General features: G+C 62.8%; 19 protein-coding genes. 12 read left to right on the top strand and 7 right to left on the bottom strand.

Translation table 11 applies throughout. The annotated features are described in order from the left end of the window. Positions 1–27: 27 nt before the first annotated feature. Entirely contained in the window at positions 28–180 is a 153-nt protein-coding gene (locus FCU66_RS29465) for a hypothetical protein (protein ID WP_081738829.1), read from the bottom strand. Positions 181–384: 204 nt separating this feature from the next. Here FCU66_RS29465 and FCU66_RS29460 point away from each other — a divergent pair, with 204 nt between their 5' ends. Beyond that, the gene (locus tag FCU66_RS29460) at positions 385–1,356 is read left to right on the top strand and encodes a glycosyl transferase family 90 (RefSeq protein ID WP_136622058.1); all 972 of its coding nucleotides are present in this window, start codon (positions 385–387) and stop codon (positions 1,354–1,356) included. A 29-nt stretch (positions 1,357–1,385) separates the two neighbouring features. Here FCU66_RS29460 and FCU66_RS29455 read toward each other — a convergent pair whose 3' ends face one another. After that, a complete protein-coding gene (locus FCU66_RS29455; protein ID WP_136622059.1) occupies positions 1,386–2,429 on the bottom strand; it encodes an aldo/keto reductase in 1,044 nt (347 codons plus the stop codon). 278 nt (positions 2,430–2,707) lie between these two features. Between FCU66_RS29455 and ppk2 the strand changes: the two genes are divergently transcribed. After that, the gene (ppk2, locus tag FCU66_RS29450) at positions 2,708–3,628 is read left to right on the top strand and encodes a polyphosphate kinase 2 (RefSeq protein WP_136622060.1); all 921 of its coding nucleotides are present in this window, start codon (positions 2,708–2,710) and stop codon (positions 3,626–3,628) included. A 191-nt stretch (positions 3,629–3,819) separates the two neighbouring features. On the opposite strand, the gene FCU66_RS29445 is transcribed toward ppk2, so the two are convergent. From FCU66_RS29445 to FCU66_RS29430, 4 genes are all read right to left on the bottom strand, one after another. Beyond that, entirely contained in the window at positions 3,820–4,467 is a 648-nt protein-coding gene (locus FCU66_RS29445; RefSeq protein WP_136622061.1) for a dihydrofolate reductase family protein, read from the bottom strand. A gap of 218 nt (positions 4,468–4,685) precedes the next feature. Continuing rightward, positions 4,686–5,717, bottom strand: coding sequence for a porphobilinogen synthase (hemB, locus tag FCU66_RS29440; protein WP_136622062.1), 1,032 nt, complete (start codon positions 5,715–5,717; stop codon positions 4,686–4,688). A gap of 86 nt (positions 5,718–5,803) precedes the next feature. Further along, positions 5,804–6,634, bottom strand: a complete 831-nt coding sequence (locus FCU66_RS29435) for a DUF2066 domain-containing protein (protein WP_136622063.1) — start codon at positions 6,632–6,634, stop codon at positions 5,804–5,806. 78 nt (positions 6,635–6,712) lie between these two features. Next, positions 6,713–7,588: an NAD(P)H-binding protein gene (locus FCU66_RS29430; protein WP_168992180.1), complete on the bottom strand. Its 876-nt coding sequence runs from the start codon at positions 7,586–7,588 to the stop codon at positions 6,713–6,715. Between the two features lie 147 nt (positions 7,589–7,735). On the opposite strand from FCU66_RS29430, the gene FCU66_RS29425 reads away from it, so the two are divergent. From FCU66_RS29425 to ldtR, 3 genes are all read left to right on the top strand, one after another. After that, positions 7,736–8,779, top strand: coding sequence for an enoyl-CoA hydratase/isomerase family protein (locus FCU66_RS29425; RefSeq protein ID WP_136622065.1), 1,044 nt, complete (start codon positions 7,736–7,738; stop codon positions 8,777–8,779). Further along, complete coding sequence (locus FCU66_RS29420) at positions 8,776–9,198, top strand: DUF6163 family protein (protein ID WP_136622066.1); 423 nt, start codon at positions 8,776–8,778, stop codon at positions 9,196–9,198. The genes FCU66_RS29425 and FCU66_RS29420 overlap by 4 nt, the downstream gene beginning before the upstream one ends. Before the next feature lie 238 nt (positions 9,199–9,436). After that, positions 9,437–9,952, top strand: a complete 516-nt coding sequence (gene ldtR / locus FCU66_RS29415) for a transcriptional regulator LdtR (RefSeq protein WP_008875359.1) — start codon at positions 9,437–9,439, stop codon at positions 9,950–9,952. A 119-nt stretch (positions 9,953–10,071) separates the two neighbouring features. Here ldtR and FCU66_RS29410 read toward each other — a convergent pair whose 3' ends face one another. After that, on the bottom strand, positions 10,072–10,605 hold the full coding sequence (locus FCU66_RS29410; protein ID WP_136622067.1) for a hypothetical protein: 534 nt from the start codon (positions 10,603–10,605) through the stop codon (positions 10,072–10,074). Between the two features lie 372 nt (positions 10,606–10,977). Here FCU66_RS29410 and FCU66_RS29405 point away from each other — a divergent pair, with 372 nt between their 5' ends. The 7 genes from FCU66_RS29405 to ribD all read left to right on the top strand — a co-directional run bounded on the left by FCU66_RS29405 (position 10,978) and on the right by ribD (position 18,295). Beyond that, a complete protein-coding gene (locus tag FCU66_RS29405; RefSeq protein ID WP_136622068.1) occupies positions 10,978–12,231 on the top strand; it encodes a L,D-transpeptidase family protein in 1,254 nt (417 codons plus the stop codon). A gap of 143 nt (positions 12,232–12,374) precedes the next feature. Beyond that, positions 12,375–14,021 (top strand): Na+/H+ antiporter, encoded by a 1,647-nt coding sequence (locus FCU66_RS29400; RefSeq protein WP_136622069.1) that lies wholly within the window; start codon positions 12,375–12,377, stop codon positions 14,019–14,021. 179 nt (positions 14,022–14,200) lie between these two features. Next, positions 14,201–15,514 carry a serine hydroxymethyltransferase gene (gene glyA / locus FCU66_RS29395; protein ID WP_013532252.1) on the top strand — a complete coding sequence of 438 codons (1,314 nt, stop codon included), beginning with the start codon at positions 14,201–14,203 and terminating at the stop codon, positions 15,512–15,514. A 76-nt stretch (positions 15,515–15,590) separates the two neighbouring features. After that, positions 15,591–16,244 carry a hypothetical protein gene (locus FCU66_RS29390; protein ID WP_136622070.1) on the top strand — a complete coding sequence of 218 codons (654 nt, stop codon included), beginning with the start codon at positions 15,591–15,593 and terminating at the stop codon, positions 16,242–16,244. Positions 16,245–16,277: 33 nt separating this feature from the next. Beyond that, positions 16,278–16,607: a GlpM family protein gene (locus tag FCU66_RS29385; protein ID WP_136622071.1), complete on the top strand. Its 330-nt coding sequence runs from the start codon at positions 16,278–16,280 to the stop codon at positions 16,605–16,607. A 90-nt stretch (positions 16,608–16,697) separates the two neighbouring features. Next, complete coding sequence (gene nrdR, locus FCU66_RS29380; RefSeq protein WP_056594062.1) at positions 16,698–17,177, top strand: transcriptional regulator NrdR; 480 nt, start codon at positions 16,698–16,700, stop codon at positions 17,175–17,177. A 2-nt stretch (positions 17,178–17,179) separates the two neighbouring features. Continuing rightward, entirely contained in the window at positions 17,180–18,295 is a 1,116-nt protein-coding gene (gene ribD / locus FCU66_RS29375) for a bifunctional diaminohydroxyphosphoribosylaminopyrimidine deaminase/5-amino-6-(5-phosphoribosylamino)uracil reductase RibD (RefSeq protein ID WP_136622072.1), read from the top strand. Positions 18,296–18,306: the final 11 nt, after the last annotated feature.

Here is an 18,306-nt window from a genome sequence, read left to right as displayed (position 1 = left end):
TGGCCCGCATCCGCGGGCCTTTTGCCGTCACTTTGCCGTTTCGGTTTCGCCTTCGGTCTCGTCCTCGGGCTTCGAACGTTCCCGCGCCGCAACCTTGGCTGCCAGCTTCTCGGCCTTCTTGGCCGCTTTCTGGCGGTCGCGTTCCTTGCGTTCCTGATCGTAATTTGGTGGTCGCGCCATATCGGCTCCTTTTCACTGCCTCGCGGCTATGGTCCTGCCTAGGAGCATTAGCCGTCAAACACAACAGCTGAAGCGATGGTCCCCGGCGGTTCGCGTCGATGATGGTCTGGGGCTTGCAAGATCAGCGGCACAATGGTGTAGGGGAGAACAGGGGTGCCAACACGCTGTGCAGCGATCTGCCCGTTTGTTTTGATCAAGTGAATTATGGCCACCATACAACGAACGACGGCAAGGGTTTTCTACTATGCGCGCAACGTCTTGCGCGATATCGCCCCGCAGGCACTCTTTCGTCGGCGGTTGGCGGGCCGCCTCGAACAGGCCAGGCTCTCGGATGAGGCGGTGCGGCGGCGGCTGAATTACTACAACAAGCTGCAGGATGCGTTTTCGCCCAGCCCGGCTGCGGTGCGTCTCGACAAGCTGCCCTCCACGCCGACCATGTACTATTACGATCTGAGGGAGTTTGCCCGCTATTTCGATCCGGCATTGCTCGTCGATGTCGAATTCGGCGACGTCATCGAGGTGCCGAAGGTGCCGACGCTCGTCAAGGATCGGCCGATCCGTGCTGACGACGAAAATGCTGTCATCATGAAATTCAACAAGTTCCGGCATTTCCACATGCCGGCCGACGCAATTGCATTCGCCGACAAGCGCCCGGCCCTGGTCTGGCGCGGCGATCTCAACAATCCGAAACGGACAAGATTTATCGACGCAGTGCGCGACTTGCCGTTTTGCGACGCCGGCTCGCACAAGCCGTATGCGCCGGCCGAGTATAGCAAGCCCTTCCTAAGCATCAGCCAACAGCTGCGTTACCGCTACATCGTCTCGCTCGAAGGCAACGACGTGGCGACCAATCTCAAATGGATACTGAATTCCAATTCGCTCTGCCTGATGCCGTTGCCGACATACGAGACATGGTTTGCGGAAAAGCAACTCGAGGCCGGTGTCCACTATGTGCCGCTCGACCCGGATTTCGCCGATGTCGCCGACAAGGTGCGCTATTTCGAACACCACCCGGCCGAGGCGCAACGCATCATCGCCGCGGCCAATGCCTATTGCCGCCAATTCTCCAACGAGCAGGACGAGCAGGCGATCTCCCTGCTCGTGCTCTACAAATATTTCGTCCTCAGCGGCCAGATCGAGCCCGATCCCGAGGTCTGGCGTTTCATCCAGGGTTAGAACGTCGCCTCTGCACCAGACCTTGCTCGTCAGATGCCGCTGCGGTCAAGAACGAGATCGGCGGGGCCGAAGCGGTCCTTTGCCGTCAGTTGCTGGTGCCAGTAAGGATAGAGCAAAGGCGGCCGGCTGACTGCGTCGAGGCGACCGCGTTCGTCGTCGGTGAGCACCAGGCTCGCGGCTGCGAGGTTGTCCTTCAACTGGGCTTCGTTGCGGGCGCCGATCACCAGCGAACTGACGGCCGGCCGGCCAAGCAGCCAGGCCAATGCCACCTGCGCTGCCGACACGCCGCGCTGCGTGCCGATCTCGACAAGCACATCGACGATCCGCCACAGCCGGTCCTCGTCGCGGATCGGCGGTTCGGACCAGCCGGCGAGCTGGCGGGCGGTGGGGCTGTCGCGGCGGTATTTGCCGGACAGCAATCCGCCGGCGAGCGGGCTCCAGACCAGCACGCCCAGCCCCTGATCGACGGAAATCGGCAGCAGCTCATACTCCGCCTCGCGAGCCTCCAGCGTGTAGTGGATCTGCTGGGTGACGAAGCGCGGCTGGTGATGGCTGTCGCTGATACCGAGCGCCTTCATCACCTGCCAGCCGGAATAGTTGGAGCAGCCGACATAGCGGATCTTGCCCTGGGCAACCAAAGTATCGAGCGCCGCGATGGTTTCCTCCAACGGCGTCACGCCATCCCACTCGTGCAGGAAGTAGATGTCGATGACGTCGGTCTTGAGCCGCTTCAGGCTCTTCTCGCATTCGCGGATCAGATGATGGCGCGACAGGCCTTCATCGTTCGGACCTTTGCCGATCCGCATCCGTGCCTTGGAGGCGATCAGCACGTCGCCCTTGCGCTTGCCGCCGAGCGCTTCGCCGATGATCTCTTCCGAAATGCCGTTCGAATAGACATTGGCGGTGTCGATGACGTTGATGCCGGCATCGATGCAGAGATCGATCATCCGGCGTGCCTCGTCGAGGTCGGTCTTGCCGACCGCCGAAAACGCGCCGGCGCCGCCGAAAGTCATGGTGCCCATGGTCAGTGTCGAAACCTTCAGGCCGGAACGGCCGAGAGTGCGGTATTCCATGTCAGTCCTCGCGATTGCGTTGGGAAGGGGGCTGGGGAGGGCGCCCCGAATGTGGCCGCTATTTGTAGGACAATTTGGGCGGCTTGTCGCCATGCCAGGATGACGGATCGATCATGCCTGGCGGGATTGGCAGCGGCGGGGATCGCGCTCGGACTGCAATAAAACCGTCACTGCCGGCCTATATTGAAGTCGGCTCAGGTGTTGCCGTTCCGGGCCGTAAGCCGGGAGTTTGGGGCGCCGGACATGGATCGACAGAGCTTGCAACCGGAGCAGCTGATATGACCGAGCTAAAACAGAATTCTCCTGCCAGGGACTGGCTGGAAGCCGAGCTCGCCGACACGCTCGACGAGGACTATGAGCTCGAAATGTCGGAGCCGGCGCTGTCGATGGAGATCGCCAAGATCTACAAGAACGCGCATCCGCCTTCGATCGATCGCATGCAGTATTTTCGTGACCTGATCACCTTGCAATCCGAATTGATCAAGCTGCAGTCCTGGGTCGCCTATCACAAGAAGAAGCTGGTGGTGATCTTCGAGGGCCGCGACTCGGCCGGCAAGGGCGGCGTCATTAAGCGCATCACCCAGCGGCTCAACCCGCGCATCTGCCGTGTTGTGGCGCTGCCGGCGCCGACCGAGCGCGAGAAGTCGCAATGGTATTTCCAGCGCTATGTGCCGCATCTGCCGGCCGGCGGTGAAATCGTGCTGTTCGACCGCTCCTGGTACAACCGGTCCGGCGTCGAGCGGGTAATGGGCTTTGCCCAGCCCGATCAGGTGGAAGAGTTCTTCCGTGACGTGCCGGAGTTCGAGCGTATGCTGGTCCGTTCGGGCATCACCGTGGTCAAATACTGGTTCTCGATCACCGACGAGGAACAGCAGATGCGTTTCCTGATGCGCATCCACGATCCGATGAAGCAGTGGAAACTGTCGCCGATGGACCTGCAGTCGCGCGTGCGCTGGGAGCAGTACACCAAGGCCAAGGAAGAGACCTTCGTACGCACCAACATCCCGGAAGCCCCCTGGTTCATCGTCGAAGGCAACGACAAGAAGCGGGCGCGCCTGAACTGCATCGACCACCTGCTCAAGCAGATGCCCTATGAAGAGGTCCCACACGAAGAGATCACGCTGCCGGAGCGCGTCTTCAATCCCGAATACGAACGTCAGACGCTGCCGCGCGAGCTTTATGTGCCGGAGAAGTATTGAGCACTTTTTCCTTCTCCCCGTTCCACGGGGAGAAGGTGCCCGAAGGGCGGATGAGGGGCGGCGCTAGCGTCGACGAATTTACTGCCATCGGACGCTCTAACCTCCAAAAGCAGCGCCGCCCCTCATTGCCCTGCCGGGCATTTCTCCCCGTAGAACGGGGAGAAAGAAGCTTGCGCCGAGGGCTTCGCCACCTACGCCCGCTTGATCACCACATGCGTGGCAAGCGCAGTCGCCACTTGCTCGCCGCACTGATAGCCCAGCTTCACCATATCGAGGCCGGCGAAAAGGTTCTCCCCCTTGCCGAGCAGCACCGGTGAAATCGCCAGGTGCATCTCGTCGATCAGCTTTTCCTGCAGGTACTGGCGGATGGTGTCGACACCGCCACCGACCCGTACATCCTTGCCCCCAGCCGCCGCCTTCGCCTTTTCAAGCGCCGAATGGATGCCGTCGGTGATGAAACAAAAGGTCGTGCCGCCCTCCATGACGATCGGTTCGCGCTTGTGGTGGGTCAGCACGAAAACCGGCACGTGGTATGGCGGGTTGTCGCCCCACCAGCCCTTCCAGCTGTCGTCAGGCCATGCGCCGCGGATCGGCCCGAACATGTTGCGGCCGAGGATCCAGGCGCCGACATTTTCGAAACTGCGCGCCGCGAACGCCTCGTTGATATCGGTGGTGCCGCCATCTTGTCCGAGCACCATCTCACGGAAGGTGCGAGTGTCGACAAACCACTTGTGCAAGGATTCCCCACCGACGCCGAGCGGATTTTGCATATCCTGATCGGGACCAGCGCCATAGCCGTCGAGCGACAGGGTGAAAGCGTTGACACGCAGCTTGGACATGAAAGCCTCCTCGATAGCCAGTTGTGTTTTGCAATTGGTTGTTTTCTAGCAAACTGATTGCGAATTGCAAGCGGTATTTCAAACCCAAGCAAAAACCCCGGCGCATGGTCAAACGACCCTCGCTCTGGTCTCCTAGCTGGAAGCCGGAAATTGTCAGGGATGTCGAAGCGGATCGCCGGCATTTGCTCGCCGCGACCGGCCGTCGGCGGGAAGAGAAATTATCCCTTGAGCAGTTCCGCCACTTCGGGCGCGAAATAGGTCAAAACGCCGTCGCAACCGGCGCGCTTGAAGGCGAGGAGCGATTCCAGCATCGCTTTCTCGCCATCGATCCAGCCATTGGCGGCGGCAGCCTTGATCATCGAATACTCGCCCGACACCTGGTAGGCGAAGGTCGGCATCTGGAATTCGTCCTTGAGCCGCCGGATGATGTCGAGATAGGGCAGGCCCGGCTTGACCATCAGCATGTCGGCGCCTTCGGCGATGTCCTGCTCGGCCTCGCGCACCGCCTCGTCGGAATTGGCGTGGTCGATGTAGTAGGTCTTCTTGTCGCCCTTGAGCAGGCCGGCGGTGCCGACCGCCTCGCGATAGGGGCCGTAGAAGGCCGAGGCGAATTTGGTCGCATAGGACATGATCGCCACATCCTGGAAACCGTTGGCATCGAGCGCGTCGCGGATGGCGCCGATGCGGCCGTCCATCATGTCGGACGGCGCAATGATGTCGGCACCGGCCGCCGCCTGGATGACGGCCGCGGCGGTCACCTGTTCCACCGTCTCGTCGTTGACGATGATGCCGTCGCGCAGGATGCCGTCATGGCCGTGGCTGGTGAACGGGTCGAGCGCGGCGTCGGTGATGATGCCGATCTCCGGCACCGCGTCCTTGATCGCGCGGGTGGCGCGGTTGATGACGTTGTTTGGGTCGAGGATGTGCGAGCCGGTCTGGTCGCGCAGCGAGATGTCGACATTGGGGAAGGTGGCGAGTGCCGGAATGCCGAGCTTTGCCGCGCGTTCGGCCTCCTTGACCGCGAGATCGATCGACAGGCGGAAGACCCCCGGCATGGCGGCGATCGGCTCGCGCACCTGTCTGCCGTCGACAACGAAGATCGGCCAGATCAGATCGTCGACCGAAAGCCTGTTCTCCTGCACGAGACGGCGCGACCAGTCGGCCTTGCGCATGCGGCGCAAGCGGCGGCTGCCGGTGATGTCGTCGACGCTGCGCGCGCCGGCTGGCTTGGTCAGGGTGAATTTGTTCATCGCCAAAACTCTCGTTCGGTGACTTTTACCACGAGCCCTTGCCGCTGACCAATGCGACACGTTTGTGCCAGCAATCCGGTCGAGGCCTATTCGGGTTGCCCGTTGCCCGACAGGATCTGCGCCGCGCCGCTTATGGCAACACGGAAAGCCTCGTCGAAAGAAACGCCTCGGACTTGCCAATTGTAGGTCTTGCCCGCCGTGGCCAGCCGCCAGTCGGCGATCCAGCCCAGTTCCTTGTCGCTCCACACGAGGCTGCCGGAAAGCGCCTGGTCGGCGCCGACCTTCTTCGCGAGGGTATCCAGCTTCGTCATCTCGGCGTTGCGAAGCGCCTGATCGGCCAATCCGGCCTGCGACAGCTGCGCTGCCGTGGGAAAAGCCACCTGCATGGCCAGCGGTGCTGCGGCATTGCTGAACGATTCGCGCATCAACACGCCGCGCTCGTCATCGGCATCGAGCGCGAAATGTTGGGTGCCGCGCTCGGTCGCCAAAAACACCGCCAGCGGTGGCCGCTCGGTCAGCCACGGCCTGCTGCTGAGCGAAGCCAGCACCGGGTCGATGTCAGCCGGCTTGTACTGGCAGTAGAGGTTATGAGGCCGATCGTACGTGCCCTGATCGTCATGGTTGGGAATGCCTTCCATGCGGTCGCGGTAGCTAAAGCTGGCAACGAAGCTGCCGGCCTTGTCGCGCAGTGCCGCCATCTCCGGTTTCGCCGGCAGACGCTGATCGCCGGAAACCCGAACCAGAACCCCGTCGAGACAGCGCATGAAGCCGGCCTGGCGGTTTTTCTCGTACTTGCCGTTGACGATGGTCTGGGATTTGTAGAGGTCGTCGATGCCAGCCGCCTGGGCCAGGCTATTGGCGGCGCAGATGGCCAGCAGGCCACCAAGAACAAGGGCAAGGCGCAAAAACTGCGGCATGGCTCACCGTCCGGTTCGAGGCTTGGCGGCCAATCTCTAACACCGAGTGCCGCCGGTGGCCAAGACCGTGACGCCGGCTCAGTTCGACCCTGCGATCTCTAAAGCAGCTGTGTCCTCAACGAATTTCCGAAAGTCGGTTGGCGGGTGTCCGACCAAATGCCCGCAGGCGTCCGTAACCCGTTGGTAGCGGCCCTCTTCTATGGATCGGCACAACGTCGAAAAGGCGTGCGGCCAGGGATCCTGCATTTCCGCCCACGCGCGTTGAAGGTAGTCCGCGGGCGAACAGGGAGCGAACGCAAGACGACGGCCGAAAGCCGAACCTGCGGCCCCGGTCATTTCGTCAAACGACAGCTTCCGTGGCCCCGTCAGCTCATAAATCTTTCCTGCGTGCTTCATTGGCGACGCGACCACCGCTGCTGCGGCCAGAGCAACATCCTGTCGCGATATTGGCGCAACCGCTCCAGCGCCCGTGGGAAGCGAAAGCGTTCCATACGGAAAAGCGGGTTTGATCCAGGTGTCCAGAACGAGATCCGAATACAGGCCGCATCTCAGGATCGTCCAGGCCAGCCCGCTCTCGCGCAACCTGCGCTCGGCATCCCGGTAGACAGGTGTGAAATAGAACGGCGAGTCCGTGTCGATGTCGATGATGCTGGTGAAGACGATCGACGATATTTTTCGGGAAGCGGCAGCTTCTATGGCGTTGGCGTGGTGGCGAAGGAGGTCCCGGCCGTCTCCGTCGCTCGAGACGAGCAGCAGCGTCGAGACGCCTTCGAAGGCGCGCAACAAACTCCTGGGATCGTCGTAGTCCGCGATCCGCAACAGCGTTTCGGCAGGCAGGCCTGCTACACGCTTTCCGGTGGTCCTGACCATGCCCGCCGCCGGAAAGCCCTGGCGCGACAGTGCGGCAAGTGCCTTGCCCCCGACATATCCCGACGCTCCGGTTACAAGGATCATGCGCTCACCCTTGAGCCTCACAGACGGATAAAGTTGCACCCATTTGGCCGGGACGCAAAGGATAGCGGCCGGGCTTGGCATTGACGCACCCATGCGCCACGCTTTAGCACTTCAGTCCCGCCGGCGCGGGGGAGGGATTCTTTCACGATGGATTTTGGCGGAGGCGACGAGATCCGCTTCGAACATCTGGGTCGGGCCGGCGTCGTCACCTTGACGCGGCCGCAGGCGCTCAATGCCTTGACGCACCGCATGATCGGGGCGCTCGACGCTGCTCTTTGCGCCTGGGAGACCGACCAGGGCATCGACGTCATCGTCGTCAAGGCCGAGGGCAGGGCCTTTTCTGCCGGCGGCGACATCTTGCATGTCTATGAGACCGGCCGGTCGGGAAAACCGCCGGTCGAGTTCTTCGCCGACGAATACCGGCTCAACGCCCGCATCAACAGCTTTAGGAAACCCTACGTCGCCCTGATCGACGGCATCGTCATGGGCGGTGGCGTCGGAATTTCCTTCCACGGCTCGCACCGGGTGATGACCGAGAATGCCCAGTTCGCCATGCCGGAGGTCGGCATCGGCTTTTTCCCGGATGTCGGCGCCAGCCACCTGCTGCCCGATCTCGGCGGCTCCTTCGGCATGTATCTGGCGCTGACCGGCAATCGTATCCGCTACGGCGATGCACTGTGGTCGGGCCTGGCCACCCACACCATCAAGGCCGAGGATCAGGGCGGCTTCCTCGACCGGCTGACGTTGACCGGCGACCCGGAATCGGTGCTGCGCGGTTTCTTCGTTCAGGCAAGGCGAGAGACCGACAGGCCGACGCTGGAGGCGATATCCAGCCATTTTTCGCAACCGTCCCTGAAACGCGTCATCGACAGCCTGGAGCGCGCGGCGGACGCCGACGAATTCGCGGCAAAGACGCTGGCAACGATCCTGACCCGCTCGCCGACCAGCCTGCGCGTCGCCTGGCGCCAGATCAGCGCTGGGCTGACCCTGTCGATGGACGCATGCATGAAGATGGAGTTCCGCATCCTCAACCGGATGCTGGCCGGCCATGATTTCTACGAAGGCATCCGCGCCGCCATCATCGACAAGGGCTCGAAGCCGCAATGGCGACCGGCGACCCTCGCTGCGGTCAGCGAGGCCGATGTCGACGCCTATTTCGCTCCGCTGGGCGAACGGGAGCTCTTGCTATGAGCGAGGTGACCTCCAGACGCGTCGTGCTGCAGCCCTCCGGGGTGGAGGTGATCTTCGCCTGGTTCCAGCGCGTCATATCGGGCTACTGCCTGCTGTTCGGCATTCTCTACTGGATCAAGCTGATCGGCTTTTATCCGGGCTCGCTCTGGCGTTTCGACCTGATGCCCGTGCATTGGCAGGTGGCGGCTGTGGTGCTCGCCGTGTTCTTTCCCTTCGCCGCCGCCGGCCTGTGGATGCTGGCGTCCTGGGGGCCGGTGATCTGGTTCATTTGCGCGGTGACCGAGACAGTCATGTATGCCGGCTTTCCCGAGCTTTTCGGCCACCGCCTGCTGATTGTCGTCTCGCATGCCGCGGTGGCGGTGCTCTACATCGTCTTCCGCGTCGTCATCTACCTGCAAAAGCGCCCTGTCCGCCACTAAGCCCTTGAGCGCATTGGCGACCTGGCTTCTGCCTGGATTCGGCCCCCAAATTGTTGCCGAAATCTTTAGGTTAATTATCCTTGCTCGGGTGACCGTTCGTTAAGCCTCTTTCGAAACCTGTTACCGGTAAGCTCTTGTTAGCCCTAGCGTTTAAGTCGAATTTTATGAGTATTCGATAGTGTCGCGATCAAGGTGAAAAACAAAAAATCACCAGGGCGACAAACGAGAGGCAAAGACAATGATCAATTCGCGTCCGGCGGCGAAGACCGCCAACGTTTCAGACGATCGCCGCGAGGCCATCCGTTCCCTGTACATGGAATCGCTGCAGCTTGTTGAGCGACTGCACCGCCGTCTGCTTGATGTGATCAAGGACGAATTCGACCGCAACGGCCGTTCCGACATCAATGCCATCCAGGCGCTGCTGCTGTTCAACATCGGCAATTCCGAGCTGACCGCCGGCGAGCTGCGCTCGCGTGGCTACTATCTCGGCTCCAACGTCTCCTACAATCTGAAGAAGCTGGTCGATCTCGGCTTCATCAACCACCAGCGCTCGCGCATCGACCGCCGTTCGGTCCGCGTCTCGCTGACGCCGAAGGGCAACGAGGTGGCGGAGGTCGTCGCCGGCCTTTACGAGCGTCACGTCGGTTCGATCGAGCAGGTCGGCGGCATCAACACCGACGAGTTCAAGCAGATGAACCGCGCTTTGCAGCGGCTCGACCGCTTCTGGAACGACACCATCGCCTACCGGATGTAAGGCGCCGCATCGGATCCGGCCCGCGCCACAGAAGCGCGGCCGAAATATCGACCTTCAGTCAGGGCCGGTGCCGAAAGCACCGGCCTTTTCTTTTGGGGTTTGGCTGGTCGTCCTGGCGGCTACGGCTTCAGCGGACAGAGTTTTTCGTGGAAATACGCCAGCGCCTGTTCGGCCTGGCCTGGCTCGCCGAAGAACGGGCCGATTGTTTCGAGTTCGCGTGTCAGGTCGCAGCTGCCCTCGGTGTCAGTCGTGCATGTCTTCACCAGCCCTTTCAGCGAGATGGCTTCGGGCGGATTGTCGAATGACAGGGCGGTCACGCCGCCAAGCCGCAGCTCATAGGTCAAACGGTAGTAGATGTCGCCATCTTCCTCGAACTGCTGTTCGGCCTTGTAGGTGCAGTCGTCCAGCCGGGTCACGATGAACCGCAGCGTTTCGGTCTTGTCACCGACCTCGTTGGGGCCAGTGCTGGTGAAGACCGCTGGCGATCGGGACACCTGCTTCAGCGGTTCGTCGGCCTGCTGTCCGTATTTGGGGGTCGCGCCTTGTTCCAGGCCATGCACGAAATAGGCGACCGTCTCCTCCGGCGTCGGTGGGCTGCCGTTCGAGCCTCCGGCCAAGGCGAATGCCGCGATGACTGCAACGGCACCAGGCATGGCCTCGTTCCTCGCGTTGAGTGAGCTGTCGGTGTATTATCAAGTGCTTGTGGTTCACCGGTCAATATTGGCGGGCGATCGCGGATCGGTGCCGAAAAAGCACGGGTCTTTTCACTTCGCCGGGCCTGCCGGGCCAAATTCGGCCGAAAGCCACGTTGCCGCCATATTCCAGTGGAACCGAGGATGCCGGTGATGCTGTGGTGAAGGCCGCGCGTCACCCGGAACCCGTATCGTGCCTCGAGCGTTTGTGGGCCAAGCTGATACGGACAATGGTTGGCTAATTGTTAAGATTGCCAATTCTAGAGTGCGGGTAAGATCGCCCCCATAACCGAATGCAGTAGATCGAACGCTACAAGAATGTCTGGAACGTCCATGAAAACCAGCCGCCGTTTTTTCCTTTCCGGAGCCTCCGCGCTCGCAGCCGCGGTTGTCGCCGGCGGCGCCAATGCGCAGGATGTGATCGGTGATATCCTGAAATCCTCGGCGCGCGGCAATTGGGACGACCAGTTCGACGCCCGCGCCAGCGAAGGCGGCAAGGTGGCCTCGACGCTGCCGATCTTCAGCCCGCAGACCGTTGCTTTCACCGAACAGGCGGTCGCGCAATATCAAAACATCGCCGGGCAGGGCGGTTGGGTAGAGGTTCCCGCGACCAAGAAACTGCAGCTCGGCGTCGATGATCCTGATGTCGTGCCGTTGCGCAAGCGGCTGATGGTCTCCGGCGACCTGTCGCAGAGCGCGGGCGTTTCGACGGCTTTCGATTCCTATGTCGACTCGGCGGTCAAGCGTTTCCAGTTGCGTCACGGCCTGCCGGCCGACGGTTCCATGGGCAAGTACACCTATGCGGCGATGAACGTTTCGGCGCAAATCCGGCTTGGCCAGTTGCAGACCAATCTGCAGCGGCTGCGCGAGAAGGCCGGTACGCTGGGCAGTCGCTATGTGCTGGTCGACATTCCGGCAGCACAGATCGAAGCGGTCGAGAACGACCGCGTCGTGCTCCGTCACACCGCGATCGTCGGCAAGATCGACCGCCAGACGCCGATCGTCAATTCCAAGATCAACGAGATCATCGTCAATCCATACTGGAACGCGCCGGTCTCGATCGTGCGCAAGGACATCATTCCGCTGATGCGGAAGAATCCCGATTATCTGAAGGACAGCCATATCCGCCTATTCGCGCCGGACGGCAGCGAAGTCGATCCGATGAATGTGGACTGGTCGACCGACGACGCGGCCAAGTATCGCTTCCGCCAGGATCCGGGCGCGGGCAATGCGATGGCGTCGGTTAAGATCAATTTCCCGAGCCCCGACGGCGTCTACATGCACGATACCCCACAGCAGAGCCTGTTTGGCAAGATGATGCGCTTCGATTCCTCGGGCTGCGTGCGCGTGCAGAATGTGCGCGACCTCGTCACCTGGATCCTGCGCGACACGCCGGGCTGGGACCGTCAGCATTTCGAGGCGGCGATCAAGACCGGCGAAAACACGCCGATCCAGATTACCAACCCGGTGCCGGTCCACTTCCTCTATCTTTCGGCCTGGTCTACGGCCCCAGGCGTCGTGCAGTTCCGCGACGACGTCTACGCGCTCGACGGCGCCAACGAGCTGCAGATCACGTCATCGCTTTAAGCAGCTGATTTTTTTATAAAAAAGGCCGCCGCTCAGGGCGGCCTTTTTCGTTGCTCGGGTGCCGCTGCGATTTTCGCGGGAGGGGCGGCTGGACGGATCGGCCGGCTTTGCGCATGGTCGGCGGACAAGTCTGGAACCGGACCATGGAAGTCGCCGTCTTCATTCTGGTTGTACTCGTCTTCGTCGCGCTTTCCGGCGCGCTGGTGCGCCTGGTGCGGGTGCCGTTGCCGGTGCTGCAGATTGCCATAGGCGCCGCACTCGCCTGGCCTGTGCGCGGCATCCATGTCGAGATCGATCCGGAGCTGTTCCTGCTGGTGTTCATCCCGCCGCTGCTGTTCGGCGATGCCTATGGCGCGCCGAAACGTGAATTGATGGCGCTGCGCGGACCGATCCTGGATCTTGCCATCGGGCTCGTGTTCTTCACCATCGTCGGCTTCGGCTATGCCTTGCACTGGCTGGTGCCGAGCATCCCTCTGGTCGTCGCCTTCGCGCTCGCCGCGGTGCTGTCGCCGACCGATGCGGTGGCTGTGTCCTCAATCGTCGACAAGAATGTCGTTCCGGCGCGGCTGATGCACATTCTGGAAGGCGAGTCGCTGCTCAACGATGCGTCCGGCCTCGTCATGTTCCGCTTTGCCGTGGCAGCAGCGCTGACCGGCAGCTTTTCCTTCGCCGCCGCTTCGCTCAGTTTCCTCTATGCTGTCGCCGCCGGCATCCTGATTGGCGTCGCGGCGCTGTTCGTCGCCGCCAAGCTGCTGCAATTGCTCAACCGCATCGGCGGCGTGCCGGCCGAGGCGCAGGTGCTGGTGATGATCCTGCTGCCCTTCATCGCCTATCTCGGCGCCGAGCACATCGGAGCGTCCGGCATCCTGGCGGCGGTCACCGCCGGCCTGCTCACCGGCGGCTCCGGGGTGTTCCGCTTCCTCGGCGTTTCGGCGCGCATGCAGACGATGTCGCTGTGGACGACGCTTTCCTTTGTTTTCAACGGCGCTCTCTTCATCGTGCTCGGGCTGCAGCTTCCCGGCATCATCCGCCATGTGCCGCCGGAACTCATGAGCCTGCATCCGATCATCCAGCCGATCGCGACCGTCATCGCGTTGACGCTGTGCCTGATCGCGTTGCGCTTCCTCTGGATGTGGGTTGGCGATATCGCCGCCGGCATCGCCGCGCGTCTGGGCAAGCGCAAGGTGGAGCCTTTCGGGCTGCGCGTGCGGCTCGCCGGTTCGGTGGCCGGCGTGCGCGGCGCGATAACGCTGGCCGGCATATTGTCGTTGCCGCTCGCCATGCCGGACGGCTCGCCGTTTCCGGCGCGTGACCTGGTCATTTTCCTCGCCGCCGGCGTCATCATCTGCTCGCTGGTCTTCGCCAGTCTCGCCCTGCCGAAGATCGCCCGCGGGCTGGTCGAGCCTGGTGAGGATGCCGATGCCGCCGAGGAGCGCCTGGCGCGTGTCGGCGCCGCCAAGGCGGCAATCGCACGCATCGAGAGCATCGCTGGAGTTGGTGACGACGGCGAGGGCGAGGTGCCCGGTATCAGGCTGGCCGCTGCCGAGAACATTGTCGCCGGTTACCGGCGCCGCATCGCCGCCTCCGACGAAGCCGACGAGGCCCGCGCCGAGGCCCGCGAAGCCGGACGGCTGGAACTCGAACTGAGATTTGCGGGCATCGAAGCCGAGCGCGAGGCCGTGCGCGCCATGTTTCGCCGGGGCGAGATCAACGACCATACGTCGCAGGCGCTGTTTACCGAGATCACGCTCACGGAGGCCTTGCTGAAAGGCCGCAAGGCCAGGAAATAGCGACCTGCGGGCTTCGCTGGCGCAATCCGGCCAGCAAATTTCGCGCCGCAAACGTGGCGGGACGAAAACAACTGTGTTAATGGCGCGGCGAATGCATGTCGCCCAAAAGTGTGCAGCGGTTTTGGGACAAGGGCATGCATAAATCAAAAATTGCCCCCGAACCCCGAGGATTTCAGGCCATGGCAACAGCAGCGGCAGTGTCGAACAAATTCGAATCCTTCTTCGAAACCACGCTGGCCGACGCCGATCCGGAGATTTTCGGCGCCATCCGCAACGAACTCGGCCGCCAGCGCCACGAGATCGAGCTGATCGCCTCGGAAAACATTGTTTCCCGCGCTGTGCTTGAAGCGCAGGGCTCGATCATGACCAACAAATACGCCGAAGGCTATCCGGGCAAGCGCTACTATGGCGGCTGCCAGTTCGTCGACGTGGCCGAGGAACTGGCCATCGAGCGGGCGAAGAAGCTGTTCGGCTGCAACTTCGCCAACGTTCAGCCGAACTCCGGCAGCCAGATGAACCAGGCCGTCTTCCTGGCGCTCTTGCAGCCCGGCGACACTTTCATGGGCCTCGACCTCAATTCCGGCGGCCATCTGACCCACGGTTCGCCGGTCAACATGAGCGGCAAATGGTTCAAGGTCGTCTCCTATGGCGTACGCCAGGACGATCATCTGCTCGACATGGACGCCATCGAGAAGACCGCGCATGAGACCAAGCCGAAGCTGATCCTGGCCGGCGGCACCGCCTATTCGCGCGTCTGGGACTGGAAGCGGTTTCGCGAGATCGCCGACGCGGTCGGCGCCTATCTGATGGTCGACATGGCGCACATCGCTGGCCTGGTCGCCGGCGGCGTGCATCCGTCGCCGCTGCCGCATGCCCATGTCGTGACCACCACGACGCACAAGTCGCTGCGCGGCCCGCGTGGCGGCATGATCCTGTGCAATGACGAGGACATCGCCAAGAAGATGAATTCGGCGGTGTTCCCCGGCCTGCAGGGCGGCCCGCTGATGCATGTCATTGCCGCCAAGGCGGTCGCCTTCGGCGAAGCGCTGAAGCCGAGCTTCAAGGTCTATGCCGAGAGCGTCGCCGCCAACGCCAAGGCGCTTGCCTCCAGCCTCAAGGAGACCGGTCTCGACATCGTCTCCGGCGGCACCGACAACCATCTGATGCTGGTCGACCTCAGGCCCAAGAACGCCACCGGCAAGCGCGCTGAGGCAGCGCTGGGCCGCGCCAACATCACCTGCAACAAGAACGGCATCCCGTTCGACCCGGAAAAGCCTTTCGTCACCTCGGGCGTGCGTCTCGGAACCCCGGCCGGCACCACGCGCGGCTTCGGCCAGGCCGAATTCCGCGAGATCGGCAAGCTGATCGCCGAAGTGCTGGATGGTCTCAAGGTCGCCAATTCCGACGAGGGCAACGCGGCTGTCGAAGCAGCGGTCAAGGCCAAGGTCGTGGCGCTGACTGACCGTTTCCCGCTCTATCCCTATCTCGGCTGACGCGATAGGAAGTCTTACCGCCTGCTGCAACGACAAGCGTCGTTTCAGCAGGCCGGGGCGACCGGCAGGAGCCTTGATGATGCGACTATTTCGTTTCGCCGACCTTGGCGCCGTTGGCGTCCTGACCGTTTTGATTGTCCTGCCGTTCTCTGGCGTCGCCTTGGCGCAAACTGCCCCTGGTCAAGTCGCGCCCGCGCAACCCGCTCCTGCCCAGGCCGCACCCGCTTCGCCCGCCCAGGCGGCGCCCAAGCTCGAAACCTTTGGCAGGTGGTCGACCCTGGTTGACGAGGTCGACACCGGTGAGGATCTGCGCAAGACCTGCGCGGCCTCGACCGCCTTTATCGGCGCCGGCGGCGCGCCTGGGACCCTGACGCTCGTCATCACGAACGGCGATGCACTGCCGCCGGATGCCTACCCGTCCGTAACGATCGCCGTCGACAACAAGGATCTGCCGGCCGGCAAGTCCGTCGCCGCCACCTTCGGCGACGACAAGGGCCACGTTGCCGCAAAACTCCATTCCGATGGCGCCGTCAACGGCCGGCTCAGCTGGACCGTGGACAACCAGGCCAAGACGAGCCTGGCGCTCTTGCGCGCCATGCGGCGGGCATCGGTGCTTGATGTCTCCTTTGGCGACGCGCCGGTTGGAAGCATATCCATGGACGGCTTCACCAAAGCCTATCGCAGTCTCGGCGCATCGTGCCGGTTTCCGACCGCCGACGTCGCCCCCTGAGGCGACCGGGCTGAGCTCACCAAGGGGCATTTGATGGACATTGTCTGGAAAGGCCTGATCGGCGGCCTGGTTACGGCTCTGATCGTCTGGGCATCGAAACGCGGCAATGTGCTGCCTGGCATCTTGCCCCTGGCGCCCACCTTTGCGGTCATCGCTCTGCTGGCAGTGGGCGCCAAGGGCAGTGCATTCGGCTTTCGTGAGGCCTGCCTTGCCGGCGTGAAGACCATTCCAGCCTATCTTGCCTTCCTCGGTGCCTGCTGGCTTTTCATCGACAAGGTCGACTACCGGCTGGCCGTGCTTGGCGGCATCGCCGTATGGCTGGTTGCGGCTCTCGCAATTTTCCTTGCGCCTCGCTATCTCTGAGGGGCGAGGGGCTGGTGGCGATACTTTGCCATCGTTGCAAAAACCTCTAAGCCTTTCGCTTCACCAGATTCGCCAACCAAAGGCTTCTCCATGCGCTGTCCCTATTGCCAGTCGGAAGATACGCAGGTGAAGGATTCGCGCCCCGCCGAGGATGGCGCGGCGATCCGCCGACGGCGCGTCTGCCCCGATTGCGGCGGCCGCTTCACCACCTTCGAGCGCGTGCAGTTGCGCGACCTCGTGGTGGTCAAGAAATCGGGCCGCAAAGTGCCGTTCGACCGCGACAAGCTGCTGCGCTCGGTGGAGATCGCCGTGCGCAAGCGCAATGTCGATCCCGAGCGCATCGACCGCGCGGTGACCGGCATCGTGCGCCAGCTCGAAAGTTCCGGCGAGACGGAGGTTGCTTCGGGAGAAGTCGGCCGGCTGGTCATGGAAGCGCTGAAATCGCTCGACGATGTTGCCTATGTGCGCTTCGCCTCGGTCTACCGCAATTTTCGCGAGGCCAAGGATTTCCATGAATTGCTGGGCGAGCTCAAGGGGGACGAAATCAAGGGTGAAGAGGACGCCAGCTGAGCATGACTGCAAGCGAACAGGCCGCCCTTGATCGCCGCTTCATGGCGGCGGCACTCAGACTGTCGCGAAAGAATGCCGGCCGCACCGCGACCAACCCTTCCGTCGGCACGCTGATCGTGCGCGATGACGGCAATGGTCCGATGATCGTCGGCACCGGCGTCACCGCTGTCGGTGGCCGCCCGCATGCCGAGACCGAGGCCCTGACCGAGGCCGGCGCGCTCGCGCGCGGCGCCACCGCCTATGTCACACTGGAGCCTTGCGCCCACCATGGCCGCACGCCGCCTTGCGCCAATGCGCTGGTCAATGCCGGTGTAGCGCGCGTCGTCGGTGCGGCCAGCGATCCCGATTCGCGCGTGTCCGGCAAAGGCTACGCAATCCTGCGTGCCGCCGGTGTCGAGGTGGTCGAGAAGGTGCTGGCGGCGGAAGCCGCGGAACAGATGGCCGGCTATTTGATCCGATCGCTGAGAAAACGCCCAGAAGTGATTCTCAAGCTTGCGCTTTCCAGCGACGGCAAGATCGGCCGGGAAGGCGGGGGACAGGTGTCGATCACCGGCGACATCGCGCGCCGCGAAGTGTATCTGATGCGGGCCGAGGCGGACGGCATACTGGTTGGTATCGGCACAGCCCTTGAGGATGATCCGGCCCTGACGGTGCGCTTGCCGGGGCTGGAGAACCGTTCGCCTGCACGCATCGTGCTCGACCGCCAGATCAGGTTGCCGGAGGCCTCGAAACTGGTTTCGGGCGTCGACCGGGTCCCACTCTATGTCGCCGCTTGCCTTGAGGCCGATCCGCTGCGGCGGGCTGCACTCGAACGCGCCGGCGTGCGCTTCATAGGCACCGAGACGCACGAAGGCGGCGTCGCGCTGCCGGAACTGCTCGAGGATCTGGCTGCGCTCGGCATGGCCAGTGTTCTGGTCGAGGGCGGCGCCAAGGTGGCGAGCGCCTTCCTGGCCGACGGGCTGGTCGACCGCATCGTGCTGTTCCACGGGCCGGAAGCGATCGGCGAGGACGGCATTGCATCGCCGATCGACGCCGACCATATCCCGGCAGGATTTCGCAAGCTGCGCGAGATGCGCTTCGGCGAAGACAGCTACGCCGAGTGGATAAGAGACCTCTAGGGATCAACACC

Origin of the sequence: Mesorhizobium norvegicum (assembly GCF_004919685.1) — a bacterium.
GTDB lineage: Bacteria > Pseudomonadota > Alphaproteobacteria > Rhizobiales > Rhizobiaceae > Mesorhizobium > Mesorhizobium norvegicum.
The sequence above is the reverse complement of the archived record's forward strand: the minus strand, read 5'-3'. Positions and strand labels throughout refer to the sequence as shown.

Bases quoted from the DNA above. Each gene is read 5' to 3' on its own strand.
- hemB (WP_136622062.1), bottom strand. From the start codon at position 5,717: ATGAACAAATTCACCCTGACCAAGCCAGCCGGCGCGCGCAGCGTCGAC.
- FCU66_RS29460 (WP_136622058.1), top strand. From the start codon at position 385: ATGGCCACCATACAACGAACGACGGCAAGGGTTTTCTACTATGCGCGC.
- FCU66_RS29385 (WP_136622071.1), top strand. From the start codon at position 16,278: ATGGACATTGTCTGGAAAGGCCTGATCGGCGGCCTGGTTACGGCTCTG.
- ribD (WP_136622072.1), top strand. From the start codon at position 17,180: ATGACTGCAAGCGAACAGGCCGCCCTTGATCGCCGCTTCATGGCGGCG.
- glyA (WP_013532252.1), top strand. From the start codon at position 14,201: ATGGCAACAGCAGCGGCAGTGTCGAACAAATTCGAATCCTTCTTCGAA.
- nrdR (WP_056594062.1), top strand. From the start codon at position 16,698: ATGCGCTGTCCCTATTGCCAGTCGGAAGATACGCAGGTGAAGGATTCG.
- FCU66_RS29420 (WP_136622066.1), top strand. From the start codon at position 8,776: ATGAGCGAGGTGACCTCCAGACGCGTCGTGCTGCAGCCCTCCGGGGTG.
- FCU66_RS29435 (WP_136622063.1), bottom strand. From the start codon at position 6,634: ATGCCGCAGTTTTTGCGCCTTGCCCTTGTTCTTGGTGGCCTGCTGGCC.
- ldtR (WP_008875359.1), top strand. From the start codon at position 9,437: ATGATCAATTCGCGTCCGGCGGCGAAGACCGCCAACGTTTCAGACGAT.
- FCU66_RS29430 (WP_168992180.1), bottom strand. From the start codon at position 7,588: ATGATCCTTGTAACCGGAGCGTCGGGATATGTCGGGGGCAAGGCACTT.
- FCU66_RS29425 (WP_136622065.1), top strand. From the start codon at position 7,736: ATGGATTTTGGCGGAGGCGACGAGATCCGCTTCGAACATCTGGGTCGG.
- FCU66_RS29390 (WP_136622070.1), top strand. From the start codon at position 15,591: ATGATGCGACTATTTCGTTTCGCCGACCTTGGCGCCGTTGGCGTCCTG.
- ppk2 (WP_136622060.1), top strand. From the start codon at position 2,708: ATGACCGAGCTAAAACAGAATTCTCCTGCCAGGGACTGGCTGGAAGCC.
- FCU66_RS29445 (WP_136622061.1), bottom strand. From the start codon at position 4,467: ATGTCCAAGCTGCGTGTCAACGCTTTCACCCTGTCGCTCGACGGCTAT.
- FCU66_RS29455 (WP_136622059.1), bottom strand. From the start codon at position 2,429: ATGGAATACCGCACTCTCGGCCGTTCCGGCCTGAAGGTTTCGACACTG.
- FCU66_RS29465 (WP_081738829.1), bottom strand. From the start codon at position 180: ATGGCGCGACCACCAAATTACGATCAGGAACGCAAGGAACGCGACCGC.
- FCU66_RS29405 (WP_136622068.1), top strand. From the start codon at position 10,978: ATGAAAACCAGCCGCCGTTTTTTCCTTTCCGGAGCCTCCGCGCTCGCA.
- FCU66_RS29400 (WP_136622069.1), top strand. From the start codon at position 12,375: ATGGAAGTCGCCGTCTTCATTCTGGTTGTACTCGTCTTCGTCGCGCTT.
- FCU66_RS29410 (WP_136622067.1), bottom strand. From the start codon at position 10,605: ATGCCTGGTGCCGTTGCAGTCATCGCGGCATTCGCCTTGGCCGGAGGC.